General features: G+C 40.4%; 14 protein-coding genes. 3 read left to right on the plus strand and 11 right to left on the minus strand.

Annotated elements, in window-relative coordinates; translation table 11 throughout:
• The first annotated feature begins 4 nt into the window (after positions 1–4).
• From ABVM50_RS04700 to ABVM50_RS04710, 3 genes are all read left to right on the plus strand, one after another.
• On the plus strand, positions 5–2,314 hold the full coding sequence (locus ABVM50_RS04700) for a penicillin-binding protein 1A (RefSeq protein WP_405200189.1): 2,310 nt from the start codon (positions 5–7) through the stop codon (positions 2,312–2,314).
• Between the two features lie 108 nt (positions 2,315–2,422).
• A complete protein-coding gene (locus ABVM50_RS04705; protein ID WP_141876481.1) occupies positions 2,423–3,124 on the plus strand; it encodes a CoA transferase subunit A in 702 nt (233 codons plus the stop codon).
• Between the two features lie 3 nt (positions 3,125–3,127).
• Positions 3,128–3,784, plus strand: coding sequence for a CoA transferase subunit B (locus ABVM50_RS04710; protein WP_295180284.1), 657 nt, complete (start codon positions 3,128–3,130; stop codon positions 3,782–3,784).
• A 49-nt stretch (positions 3,785–3,833) separates the two neighbouring features.
• Here the strand turns inward: ABVM50_RS04710 and ABVM50_RS04715 are convergent, their stop codons facing one another.
• From ABVM50_RS04715 to hemA, 11 genes are all read right to left on the minus strand, one after another.
• Complete coding sequence (locus tag ABVM50_RS04715) at positions 3,834–4,982, minus strand: serine hydrolase domain-containing protein (protein WP_405200190.1); 1,149 nt, start codon at positions 4,980–4,982, stop codon at positions 3,834–3,836.
• An 18-nt stretch (positions 4,983–5,000) separates the two neighbouring features.
• A complete protein-coding gene (locus ABVM50_RS04720) occupies positions 5,001–5,471 on the minus strand; it encodes a methylated-DNA--[protein]-cysteine S-methyltransferase (RefSeq protein ID WP_405200191.1) in 471 nt (156 codons plus the stop codon).
• Positions 5,452–6,582, minus strand: coding sequence for a CNNM domain-containing protein (locus tag ABVM50_RS04725; protein WP_405200192.1), 1,131 nt, complete (start codon positions 6,580–6,582; stop codon positions 5,452–5,454). Before ABVM50_RS04725 ends, ABVM50_RS04720 begins: the two co-directional genes overlap by 20 nt.
• A 120-nt stretch (positions 6,583–6,702) precedes the next feature.
• A complete protein-coding gene (locus ABVM50_RS04730; protein ID WP_405200193.1) occupies positions 6,703–7,173 on the minus strand; it encodes a hypothetical protein in 471 nt (156 codons plus the stop codon).
• 80 nt (positions 7,174–7,253) lie between these two features.
• Entirely contained in the window at positions 7,254–7,598 is a 345-nt protein-coding gene (locus ABVM50_RS04735) for a hypothetical protein (protein WP_405200194.1), read from the minus strand.
• Positions 7,599–7,660: 62 nt separating this feature from the next.
• A complete protein-coding gene (gene hemB, locus ABVM50_RS04740) occupies positions 7,661–8,629 on the minus strand; it encodes a porphobilinogen synthase (RefSeq protein WP_405200195.1) in 969 nt (322 codons plus the stop codon).
• 38 nt (positions 8,630–8,667) lie between these two features.
• Entirely contained in the window at positions 8,668–9,570 is a 903-nt protein-coding gene (hemF, locus tag ABVM50_RS04745; protein WP_405200681.1) for an oxygen-dependent coproporphyrinogen oxidase, read from the minus strand.
• 46 nt (positions 9,571–9,616) lie between these two features.
• The gene (hemE, locus tag ABVM50_RS04750) at positions 9,617–10,642 is read right to left on the minus strand and encodes a uroporphyrinogen decarboxylase (RefSeq protein ID WP_405200196.1); all 1,026 of its coding nucleotides are present in this window, start codon (positions 10,640–10,642) and stop codon (positions 9,617–9,619) included.
• On the minus strand, positions 10,639–11,304 hold the full coding sequence (locus tag ABVM50_RS04755) for a uroporphyrinogen-III synthase (protein ID WP_405200197.1): 666 nt from the start codon (positions 11,302–11,304) through the stop codon (positions 10,639–10,641). The genes hemE and ABVM50_RS04755 overlap by 4 nt, the downstream gene beginning before the upstream one ends.
• Before the next feature lie 3 nt (positions 11,305–11,307).
• Entirely contained in the window at positions 11,308–12,225 is a 918-nt protein-coding gene (gene hemC, locus ABVM50_RS04760) for a hydroxymethylbilane synthase (protein WP_405200198.1), read from the minus strand.
• Entirely contained in the window at positions 12,222–13,478 is a 1,257-nt protein-coding gene (gene hemA, locus ABVM50_RS04765; RefSeq protein ID WP_405200199.1) for a glutamyl-tRNA reductase, read from the minus strand. Before hemA ends, hemC begins: the two co-directional genes overlap by 4 nt.
• Positions 13,479–13,531: the final 53 nt, after the last annotated feature.

Here is a 13,531-nt window from a genome sequence, read left to right on the forward strand (position 1 = left end):
ATAAATGGCCGCTACTACCAAGAAAACAAAGAAACCAGCGCATAGCAATCGCAAATATATCGTAGGTTTCTGGACATTATTCGGAATTGGGATTCTAGCCGGAATTCTAATTTTTCTTTTTGCAGGTTGGGGATTCTTCGGAAAGATGCCTTCTTTCGATGAACTTGAAAACCCTGAAAACAACCTTGCTACCGAGATCTTTTCCGCAGATGGAGAAACCCTTGGGAAATATTACAGCGAGAACAGAACCCCGATCAAATATGAAGATCTGCCAGATCATTTGGTACAGGCTTTAATTGCTACTGAAGATGAACGTTTTTACCAGCATGCTGGTATTGATGCGAAAGGAACCGCCAGAGCTGCAGTCTATTTGGGAACAAGAGGTGGTGCGAGTACTATTACACAACAGTTGGCAAAACAATTATTTACTGAAGATGTTGCGCAAAATGATGTGGAACGTGTATTTCAGAAAGTGAAGGAATGGGTGATTTCAACAAGACTGGAACGACAGTACACGAAGGAAGAGATCATCACCATGTACTTCAATAAATACGATTTTATCTACCAGGCAGTGGGAATTCGTTCTGCTTCCAAGATCTATTTTGATAAGGAACCTTCAGAATTGAAAATAGAAGAGTCGGCAGTTCTAGTAGGAATGCTGAAGAACTCGGCGCTTTACAATCCAATGCGAAGACCAGAACTGGTGGAATCCAGAAGAAACCAGGTTTTCCAACAAATGAATCGTAATGGCTTTATTTCTGAACAGGAAACAGATTCTCTTCAGAAGTTACCTATGAAAATAGAATTTACTCCGGAAGGGCATGATGAAGGAATGGCCACTTATTTTAGAGCTTACCTTCAGGGTTTCATGAAAGAATGGATTGAAGAAAATCCAAAACCTGATGGATCTGAGTACAGTTTATATCGCGACGGACTCAAGATCTACACCAGCATTGATTCTAAAATGCAGGAATATGCAGAGAATGCGGTTACCAGCCACATTGCTAACCTTCAGAAATCATTTGATCGCCAGAACGAAAAGAATCCAACGGCTCCTTTCCGCGATATTACAGAAGATGAGGTAGAGTCAAGTATTCAGAATGCAATGAGAGTTTCTGCACGCTGGAAGAAAATGAAATCACAAGGAAAATCTGATGCTGAGATCAAGAAATCCTTCAAAGAGAAAGCGGAAATGAGAGTTTTTAGCTGGAAAGGAACTATCGATACAGTGATGACTCCGCGTGATTCAATCCTTTACTATAAAGCATTCTTGCAAGCAGGTATGATGTCTATGGTTCCACAAACCGGCGAAGTAAAAGCCTGGGTAGGAGGAATTGACTTTAAGCATTTCAAATACGAGCACGTTAAGCAGGGGAAAAGGCAGGTAGGTTCTACCTTTAAACCTTTTGTGTACGCAACTGCAATAGATCAGCTTAAATTTTCACCCTGTGATACCTTACCAAGATCTAAATTTACGATCGAGGCCGGTAAACATGGGAACATGAAAGACTGGGCACCCAGAAACAGTGATAATGAATATTCAGGAATGCTTTCGCTCAAACAGGCGCTGGCGAGATCTGTAAATACCATTACTGCGCGATTGATCGATAAAACCGGTCCAGGACCCGTGATCGATCTACTTGGAAAACTGGGTATTGATACTGAAAATGTTCCTGCAGTACCTTCGATCGCACTGGGAACAGCAGATATCAGTCTTTTTGAGATGGTTTCTGCATACAGCACATTTGCGAACCAGGGAGTTTATATCAAACCCGTAATGGTAAATCGTATTGAAGATAAAAACGGAACTGTGCTTTATCAAAATGTTCCAGAAACCAGGGATGTTCTTAGCAAAGAAGCGGCTTACGTGACTGTAAACCTATTGGAGGGCGTAACTCAGGGAGGTTCAGGAACCAGACTCCGTAATACCTGGGGAACTACCAATGCATTTTATAAGGATGTGATGACCGGTTATCCTTACGATTTTAAAAATCCGATTGCAGGTAAAACAGGGACCACTCAAAATCAAAGTGATGGTTGGTTTATGGGAATGGTACCAGACCTTGTCACAGGAGTATGGGTTGGAGCAGAAGATCGCGCAGTGCATTTTCCAGGAATACAGTATGGTCAGGGAGCCACCATGGCACTACCAATCTGGGGAATGTATATGAAAGACGTATATGCAAATCCAGATCTTAAAGTTTCCAAAGAAGCTTTTGAAAGACCGGAGAATTTGAGCATAGCAACAGATTGTGATAGCTATAATTCAGATAGTTCAAATGATGATTCGGTTCCAGACGAGCTTGATTTTTAAATAATCTTCAGTAATTCAGTATAATAATTCTGAAATATTCAGTTAAGCCAACTTCAGTCGTTGTATTGACCTTTTAAATTTTGTATTTTCGGATTAAATTCTGAAAAAATGATCATAAAAACGGTTGATAGCGTACAGAAGGCTACAGAAGGTGTAGAAGACGGAATGACTTTTATGCTAGGTGGTTTTGGACTCTGCGGAATTCCGGAGAACGCCATTTCTGAACTGGTACGCCTTAATATTAAAAATCTTACCTGTATTTCTAATAACGCAGGAGTAGATGATTTTGGACTTGGGCAATTACTTCACAAGAAACAGATCGATAAAATGGTTTCCTCATACGTAGGAGAAAATGCCATTTTTGAAAAACAAATGCTTAGCGGTGAACTGGACGTGGAATTGATTCCGCAGGGCACGCTCGCAGCAAGATGCCAGGCAGCACAACAAGGCTTTCCTGCGATCTATACACCAGCAGGCTATGGAACTGAAGTTGCAGAAGGCAAGGAAACCAGAGAGTTTGATGGAAAAATGTACGTACTTGAAGAAGCTTTCAAGGCAGATTTCGCTTTCGTAAAAGCCTGGAAAGGGGATAGAGCTGGGAACCTTATCTTTAAAGGAACTGCGAGAAACTTTAATCCGGTTATGTGTGGTGCAGCGAAGATCACCGTAGCTGAGGTGGAAGAACTTGTAGAACCTGGAGAACTGGATCCTAACCATATCCACGTTCCGGGAATTTTCGTGCAAAGAATTTTCCAGGGAAAGGATTACGAGAAGAGAATTGAACAACGTACGGTTAGACAAAAAGATTAAGCAATGGCACTAGATAAAAACGGAATAGCACAACGAATTGCTAAAGAAGTAAAGGATGGGTATTATGTAAACCTTGGAATAGGAATTCCAACATTAGTGGCAAACTTTGTTCGCGACGATATTCAGGTAGAGTTCCAGAGTGAAAACGGAATTCTGGGAATGGGTCGTTTTCCCTTAGATGGAGAAGAAGATGCAGATCTTATAAATGCCGGAAAACAGACGATCACTGCCAGACCAGGAGCAAGTTTCTTTGACTCTGCTACAAGTTTTGGTATGATTCGAGGGAAGCATGTGGATCTTACGATCCTTGGAGCTATGGAAGTAGCTGAAAACGGGGATATCGCCAACTGGAAAATTCCGGGGAAAATGGTGAAAGGAATGGGTGGAGCGATGGACCTGGTAGCTTCAGCAGAAAATATTATTGTGGCCATGATGCATACTAATAAAGCTGGAGAGTCCAAATTATTGAAAAGATGTTCTCTGCCGCTTACAGGCGTTGGTTGCGTTACTAAGATCGTAACTAACCTGGCGGTGATAGAAGTAACCGATAATGGCTTTAAATTGCTTGAAACGGCACCGGGTGTAAGTGTGGAAGACGTTCAAAATGCTACAGAAGGAAAACTCATCGTCGAAGGCGATATTCCTGAAATGCAGTTATAAAACTAAAGCCGGATTTATTCCGGCTTTTTTTATGTTCTAATTGTAAATTTTACTGTTTACGATTCCCGATCATTTCGTAGGTTTCGTCAATATAGCGATAGAAATCTTCATAGTGTTTATCATCATCTTTCCGAATAAGCTTTTCTCCCAGCCTAACGATCACTAACTCATCTTCAGGAATAACGATCACGTATTGTCCTAAAATACCCCGCATATAATAGATTTCCTTGCCATCATGATCGCTTAGCCAGAAACCGTAGCCATAATAAGGTGAATCTTCAAACCGGGGTTTTGAAAGCTCCTGGATGTAGGCAGAATCCAACAGTTGCTCGCCATTCCATTGGCCGTTATTCAGTAATAATTTTCCAAATTTCCCAAAGTTTCTCGCATTGGTAGCGATACAGCAGTAAGCTTTTTCCATCGCTGATTCCTTGCTATCCAGTTGCCAGAGCGCATTATCATTCATTCCCATAGGTTTCCAGAAACTTTCGCTCAGGTAGTTACTCAGGGTTTTACCAGTAGCCTTTTCAATGACCATAGCGAGCAATTGTGTATTTCCGCTTAGATATTCAAATTCCTCTCCTGGATTTTTGATCACTTTCAAATCCAGAACCTGCTCCCGAATATCTTTTCCGAAGTAGGCACGGGCAGTTGATGCAAATGGATTGTAATAATTTTCATCCCAGTTTAGCCCAGAGGACATCGAGGAAAGATCTCCAATTTTGAGTTTCTTGTCAAACTGAGGGAAAAAGTTTTCTACAGGCTGCTGGATATTCTCAAGGTATCCATCCTGGATTGCTTTGTACATTAATAAGGTAACCACACTTTTAGCCATGGAAAAGGAATTCGTCTGGCTCGCAGCACCATATTCCTGATAGTAATTTTCATAGACCAGACTGTCATTCTGAATGATCAAAAATGCGGCAGTCTCCAATTCCTCATGCAGACTATCGAGACTTCCGGTTGCTTTGATACTATTATAATCTTCTGCCAGCGGCCATTCCTGAATGTTTTCTCCATTCTCAATAATGGCGTTATCAAAGTAGGGATGATCATCGATAAAAGCAGTCTTGTGTCCGTTCAAATAGGTGGTTTGTACTGCACGCAAAATATATCCATAACCTGTTAAATAAAGACCTGTGGATAGAACAACGATAAATAATGCAATATATAGGAGGAGCTTGAAAATCTTTTTCATACTCTGAAATTAGCAAATTTAGAACAGACTTTGCTGTAAAGGTGGGTTTTCCAGATCCAGCAACCATTTTTTGCGATGCAAACCGCCAGCATAACCAGTAAGAGAACCATCACTTCCAATTACACGATGACAGGGAACAACGATCCAGAGCGGATTCTTTCCATTGGCAGAGGCTACGGCTCTAATTGCCTTCTCATCGCCAAGTTTACGCGATAGATCAAGATATGATACTGTAGTTCCATAAGGGATCTTTCCAAGTTCTTCCCAGACTCTCTTCTGAAAGTCGGTTCCCTTCGGATTCAATTGTAGATCAAAATTCTGTCTCTTTCCTGAAAAATACTCCTGTAGTTCCAAAACTGCTTTCTGAAGAATCTCAGGTATTTCTGAAGATTCCTCGGTAGAATCATGAACCTTTATTTCCAGAATCCCGTTTTCGTCTCCAAGGATCGTTGCGATCCCAAGAGGTGTTCTAATGCTTGCCTGTTTCATCCACATCAGGTTCATCACTATTATCTGAAGTAGAAGAGGTCTCCTGGTCCTGTTTTCTCTGGATGAGTCCGAGGCGTTTTGCGCGGCGTTCCCAGTTCTTTCTGGCAAGTACCTGCATATCTTCCACACTATCGCTTTCGTCCATGATCTCCAGCCCTAATAGTGTTTCGATAATATCTTCCATGGTTACAATTCCTGTCGTATTTCCAAATTGATCTACGATCATGGAAATATGAGCGCGTTTTTCAACGAAGATTTCGAATAATTCAGGAATAGGAGTATTGTCGTTCGTCACCAGGATATCCCTTTTGATGTTACTCAAAGGTTGCTCCCCATGTTCATCGATCATAGCTTCCAGAACATCATCTTTCAGGATAAATCCTGAGACATTGTTAGATTTCTCTTTATAAACAGGGATTCTTGAGAATTTCAGATTCTTATGGTTGGAATAGAAATCGCTTAGACTCATACTCTCGTCTTCTACGATCGCTACCGAAAATGGGGTCATCACATCTTTAGCTTCAATAGATTTGAATACGAGTAAGTTCTTAATAACCGTAGTCTCGCTTTCTTCAAAAACACCTTCTTCTTCCGCAGCATCGGTAATCGCAGCGAATTCTTCACGGCTCATCGTGCTTACATGCGCAGATTTCCCGATCAGCTTTGTAGTAAGCATCATTAGCCATAGAATTCCCGTGTACTTAAGCGGGAAGATCATGATATTAAGAGTTTTGGCGGTAAAATTACCTAAAGATTGCCAGTAGGTAGCTCCAATGGTCTTCGGAATAATTTCTGAAAGTACTAGAATGGCAAGGGTCATTAACGCTGATACGATCATCACAGAATTCCCACCATCACCAAAGGTTTTTTCAGCCTGAACACCCACAAGAATAGCTCCCACGGTATGTGCAATGGTATTAATGGTAAGAATTGCGATAAGCGGCTTATCTATATCCTTCTTTAAATTTGCCAGATCTTTAGCGTAACTCTTTCCTTCCTTTTTCCTGATCTTGATATAAGATGGTGTTATACTCAATAATGTGGCTTCCAGGATGGAGCACATAAAAGAAAAAAATATTGATAATACGGCAAAAATGATTAGTAATCCCATGCACTTAAATAAGTTAGACTGGCTAATTTATGTATTCTCAATTCAAATATTTAAAAAGAAATTATAAAACAAAAAAGGTCTTTCATGTTCGAAAGACCTTTCTGGATTTTTGCTTCAGGTTTAAGCAGCGATCAAAGGAGTTATTTTAGTTTCCCATTTTCGTGCCTGCTGCAATCGTATTTCAGGCGCAATAATATCACTACCGGCCTCATCGTAGAAGCAAATAGACTTTGGACTTTGCTTTTGTTTAGCGGCAAAGTTTAAGGCCAGAAACTGAATCTTTTCTGAATTTTTTGTCTGTAGATCCTGTTGCAACTGTATTGCAGCATATTGAGTAAGATCAATGATCTCAAATTGATCCTCACTTTCGGCTTTGCTAAAGATGATTTTTTTATTGCTCACGTCCAATGCGATGATCGTGGTGCCAACCTGTTCAAACTCGTCAATTGTGAGTTTATTTTGAGTAGCAAAATCATAAGTTCGTTGCTTAACTTTTGAAGTGTGAGCATTGCTTTTTATAATAAGGTATATAATAGGTATTGCGAAAAGAGCCAGAAGTCCCAGCCCTAAAATTAGAGATATAGTATCCATATTGATTTAGTATTTAAAATGAAATAATTGGTGCTTTCCAGGTATTCAAACCTTAAACAGCATGAAGTAATTCATTCTATTTACCAGAAACTATGGAATGGATAGATGATTTTCTTCAGGTGAAACTGAAACCTGAAATTTGTTAAGACCTTTAGACCTACTTTTTCTTCTGAAGTTACCTCTTCAAAACTATCAAGGCTTCCGAAGAATTTTGAGAAATCGGACTCTTCAGCATTTACTTTTTCAGAAAAAGAAAAAGCTTCATTCGGCAGATATGCGTTCTTGTTACTATGCGCCTGACTAAACTGAAATTCATCAGTAGGCTTTATTTCCGAAGAAACTCCAGTAGCATAAACGTTCGTACCGCCTAGCAGGAATACCTGAAGCAGTAGTAAGTTTATCCATAAAAATTTACTGGATTTCATACAACAATGTTAAGCCAAAAACTGATTGCAGAAACAGAAGCAGTCTTATATTTTTCTAAAAATCAGGAAATTAATTTCACGGCATCTTTTGCGAAATATGAGGCGATCATATTTGCTCCGGCACGTTTTATAGCAGTTAACTGTTCCATGATCACAGCGTCGTGGTCCAGCCATCCTTTCTCTGCTGCAGCTTTGATCATGGCATATTCACCACTTACTTGGTAGACGGCAACAGGTACGTTTACGGCATTTTTGATATCACGAACGATGTCCAGATAACAAAGACCTGGCTTCACCATCACGATATCTGCACCTTCCTCGATATCCATCAAAGTTTCCTTGATAGCTTCATCCCGATTGGCCGGATCCATCTGGTAGGTTTTTTTATCACCAAAGCCTGGAGCAGAATCCAGAGCATCTCTAAACGGACCATAAAATGCAGAAGCGTACTTCGCGGAATAGCTCATAATGCCGGTGTCATGAAAACCTTCATCCTCGAGTAAAGTCCTCATTTCAAAGATTCTGCCATCCATCATATCACTGGGCGCTACAAAATCTGCACCTGCCTTAGCGTGAGACAAAGCCATTTCTGCAAGTATTGCTGTGGTATCATCGTTCAGGATCTTACCATCATTTACGATCCCATCGTGACCATAAGAGGAATATGGATCCAGGGCAACATCTGTCATGATAACCATTTCTGGTGCGACATCTTTCACGGTTTTCACGGCTCTTTGCATCAATCCTTCAGGATTTATAGCTTCAGTACCCGCATTGTCCTTTAATTCATCTGGAACCTTTACAAAAAGTAAAACCGACTTTAAGCCAAGGCTCCATAATTCTTTTATTTCCTGCTTTAGAAGATCAAGACTATATCTATAATAACCGGGCATGGAAGCGATCTCTTCCTTGACCTGTTTTCCTTCTACCACAAATATTGGCACCAGGAAATCGTTTGGAGAAATAAAAGTTTCTCTAACTAGTGATCTTACAGATTCGTTCGTACGTAGTCTTCGGTTTCTTCTTAGCATTGTTTGAATTTTTTAGTATTGCTGCGGCGCAGTATATTTTAAACCCAGTTCACAGGTCTTTCAAGCACCTGTATGAGTTTTTCTTCTTCACTTCCAGGTTCAGGATGATGATCATAAACCCATTGTACGTGTGGTGGAAGGCTCATCAGGATACTTTCTATTCTTCCGTTGGTCTTTAGTCCGAATAAAGTTCCTTTATCATGTACAAGATTGAACTCCACGTAGCGTCCACGTCGAATTTCCTGCCATTTTCTATTCTCTTCAGAATAAGGCAAATTCTTGCGTTTCTCCACGATCGGGACATAAGCCTGTAAAAATGAATCACCAACATCGGTCACAAAATCATACCAGTCGGCAATCTTCATACGATCATTCTCCTTTAGATAATCGAAGAAAAGTCCGCCTATTCCTCTGGCTTCATTTCTATGTCCATTCCAGAAATATTCATCGCACTTCTTCTTAAAACCTGAATAGAAAGAAAATCCATGAGGATTACATGCTTTCTTACAGGTATAGTGAAAGTGTTTTGCATCTTCCTCGAAAAGATAATAAGGTGTAAGATCCTGACCGCCACCAAACCACTGGTCGATCACAGTGCCGTCTTTCTCATACATTTCAAAATAGCGCCAGTTGGCATGGACCGTTGGAACCATTGGATTTTTAGGATGCAGCACAAGGCTGAGTCCGCAGGCAAAAAAGTCCACATCCCCAACTTTAAAATAGCTTTGCATGGCCGGAGCCAGTGGGCCGTGAACCGCAGAGATGTTAACGCCTCCCTTCTCGAAAACATTTCCATTTTCGATCACACGGGTTCTACCGCCACCGCCTTCATTTCTTTTCCAGATATCTTCTTTGAATTTAGCGCCGCCATCGATCTCCTCCAGTTTTGAAGTGATCGAATCCTGCAATTGCTCAATATATCTGTAAAATTGTTCTTTCATGCTCATGAAGACTTTTCAGCTTGGGTTTTATAAATTTAGTGTTGGTTTACTCTCTGTATTCCTTGACAGCATCTACGAAAGCTTTCGCATTATCTACAGGAATATTTGGTAAAATACCATGACCAAGGTTGGCGATATAACGATCTTTTCCGAAGGCTTTGATCATATCGTTCACCATATATTTAATTTCGATTGGTTTCGAATAAAGCCTGGCAGGATCAAAATTCCCTTGCAAAGTGATCTGTCCGCCACTTAAATAACGAGCATTTCGAGCATCACAAGTCCAGTCTACTCCAAGAGCAGCTGCTCCAGATTGTGACATATCTTTTAAGGCAAACCAACATCCTTTTCCGTAAGCAATTACAGGAACTTCATCTTTTAAAGCATCGATGATCTGTTGCATATACTGCCATGAGAATTCTTTGTAATCATTAGGCTCCAGCAATCCTCCCCAGGAATCGAAAAGTTGCACGGCATCTACACCGGCTTTTACTTTTTCTTTCAGGTATGCAATGGTAGTATCAGTAATTTTCTGAAGTAATTTATGCGCAGCGATAGGTTCCATAAAACAGAATCTTTTTGCCTTATCAAAGGTTTTAGATCCCTGTCCCTGAACACAGTAACAAAGAATGGTCCATGGAGAACCGGCGAATCCTATGAGCGGTACCTCATCGTTTAATTCCTGTTTTGTAAGCTTGATCGCGTCAAAAACATAGCCAAGAGTTTCGTGCACATCTGGTACGATCACCTGTTCTACTTTTCCGGGAGTATCTACTGGATTTGGCAACCACGGGCCAACACCTGGTTTCATCTCCACTTCGATGTTCATTGCCTGTGGAACCACAAGAATATCGCTAAAAAGAATCGCAGCATCTGGTCCTACCTGGCGAATAGGCATTACCGTAATTTCAGTAGCAAGTTCAGGAGTACGACAGCGGGTAAAAAAGTCATATTTCTCTTTGAGCTTCATAAAATCGGGAAGATATCTTCCTGCCTGTCTCATCATCCAAACTGGTGGACGTTCTACGCTTTCACCTCTAAGTGCTTTTAAAAAAAGGTCATTCTTGATCATTGCTGATGTTTTAAGTCTTTTCTAAATGTTTTTGCTACCACGGCGATCAGGTTTTCAATGCCCGGAGTACCCGGAGTTACGATGCTGGTAGTATGTTTTTTTGCTTCGGAAGCAGTTGTATCTCCTATGCAAAATGCAATGGAGTCAATCGTATTTTTGCTTGTATAGCTTTTTACGCCACTCGGGCTGTAAAATAGAATTCCATCGTAATCTGAACGAAATTGCTGAATGTTCAACGTAGTTTTATAAACCTTAATTTCCTTAAGCGCTATATTTTGCTGCTGAAGCATCTCTGGAAGTTCATCAAGTCTAGAATGCCCACAGAAAAACTGAAATTCCCGATCAGGATAATTCTGGATGATGATATTTGCCAAATCATGAGCATAGGCTGTAGTTTCCAAAACATTATAACCCATTTGCTTGGCCATTATTGCAGTTTTCTCTCCTACACAAAAGCAATTAGTGATATCAATTTGCTTTGAAGTGAGTGCTTTTAATGAATTCTTGCTGGTAAAAATGGCATTGTGGATAGTTTGTTTAGGCAGATCAAAATTCAGAAATTCTATTTCGATAGCATCATACTCCGCGAATCCAATTCCACTATTTAAAAGTAGTTCCTTTTGGTTAAGTGCTAGTTTTTTCGTGGAAAGTACGGTAGGCATTCATCAATTATTTAAAGCAGTTTTAATATGCTGCATTAATTCACGACCTCCATTATTTAAAACTTCCTGAGCGCAGATCGTTCCTAATCCATTCACTTGTGAAACCGGAACGCTTTTTTCTACTTCTATTTTCTTAGAACCATCAAGGCTGAAAAGTGCTCCATGAAAATGAATATGATTATCATGAATTCTGGCTAAGCCTCCAATTGGAGCGGTACAACCACCTTCAAGAACTTTAAGGAATTCACGTTCAACGTGTACACAAATTTGAGATTCCTGGTGGTTTAAAAGAGCTAGTGCTTTACGGCTTTCTTCGTCTTTCTCCATGGCCACGATAAGCATTGCACCCTGAGCCGGTGCCGGGATCATCCAGTTTAGATCAATAAAATTCTCTGGTTTGATCTCGATACGCTCCAGTCCGGCAGCTGCGAAAATGGCGCCATTCCAGTCATTATTCTCTAGTTTTTGCATGCGGGTATTTACATTCCCGCGAAGATCCACGACCTCGTGATCTGGATATTTGTGCAGCCATTGCGCTTTTCGGCGTAGGCTACCCGTAGCGATCTTTCCTTTCTTGTTTTCCAGAAAGTCAGTTCCCTTATGAACCAGAATGTCCTTATTGCTCGCACGTTTCATCACTGCTGCTTCCACGATTCCTTTTGGTAGTGCCGTAGGAACATCTTTCATGGAGTGAACTGCAATATCTACTTCGCCTTTGATCATGGCAACATCCAGGGTTTTTGTAAAAATCCCGGTGATTCCCATTTCATATAACGGTTGATCTAGATTAAGGTCGCCAGTAGATTTTACAGGAACTAACTCACTTTTATGGCCAGTTCGCTCCAGTGCATTCTGTACGGTGCGGGCTTGCCACATCGCTAATTCACTATCGCGTGTGCCAATTCGAATTACTTTGCTCATTTGCTAACTTCTTCGAGTTGAAAGACTTTGTGGATCAATTCCAGACTTTCATCTGTGGTTTCAGTATCTCCTTTGAGGTGATTTGCAAAATGTTTCATGATCTTCTGGATGATACGATTGCTTACAATTTCAGCATGTTCATCATTAAAATCTGACATTTTTTTACGCTGGAAGTCCAGTTCATCATCCTTCATAGATCTTAGCTTTTTCTTTAAAGCTTTGATCGTTGGTGCAAACTTTCTCGTTTCCAGCCATTGATTGAAGTCGTTTTCAACTTCAGCAATGATCTCTTTTGCCTGCGGAATGAATTGTTTTCTTCTTTCCAGGGTTTCATCAGTCATTTGCGATAAATGATCTAGATGAATCAATTGCACGTTTGGCAATTCTTCAACATCTTCTGAAACGTTCTTCGGAATAGAAAGATCAAGGATCAAAAGATCTTTTTTAGAATAGATAAGTTCTTTGGAAACGGTAGGGTTCTGAGCTCCGGTAGCAACGATCAAAATATCACTATTCCTGATCTCTGCCTGAAGATCTGCATAATCCTTCACGATAAGATCAAATTTACCGGCTACTTTTTCAGCCTTATCCTTGGTTCTGTTGATTAAGGTAATATGGTTATTCCGGGTATGTTTTACCAGATTTTCACAGGTATTACGACCTATTTTCCCTGTTCCGAAGAGAAGAATGTTCTTATCTGAAACATTCTCGATATTCTTTAATATGTACTGTACAGAGGCAAATGAAACTGAAGTTGCTCCACTCGAAATCTCTGTCTCGTTCTTAATTCTCTTACTGGCCTGGATGACAGCATTTACCAATCTTTCCAGGAATGCATTTACCAATCCAAGTTTTTTGGAACGTACAAAGGCAACCTTTAACTGACTTATAATTTCAAAATCTCCCAGAATCTGGCTGTCCAGTCCTGTTCCAACCCTGAAGATATGAGCGATCGCCTGTTTGTTCTTATATACGTAGGCCACTTTCTCAAATTCCTCAACCGTTCCATGAGTATGCTCACAAAGCAATTTGATCAACTGGAAAGGATGTTCTGCGAAACCGTAAATTTCAGTACGATTACAGGTGGAAGTTAATAGAATACCATCGATACCTTCGCGGCCGGCCTGTTTCAACAAATTTTCCTTCGCCTGTTCCGTAAGACTGAAGTGTCCCCGGATCTCGGCATCAGCCTTTTTGTAGCTTAAACCTATCGTATAAAAATGCTTACCTCTAGAAATGTGATAATCTTCCATGTATCGATTTGGAAATACGTTTGCAAAAATAGCAGAAGAGTATTTCAAAAAAT

This window comes from Christiangramia sp. LLG6405-1 (genome assembly GCF_045055805.1).
Classification (GTDB): domain Bacteria; phylum Bacteroidota; class Bacteroidia; order Flavobacteriales; family Flavobacteriaceae; genus Christiangramia.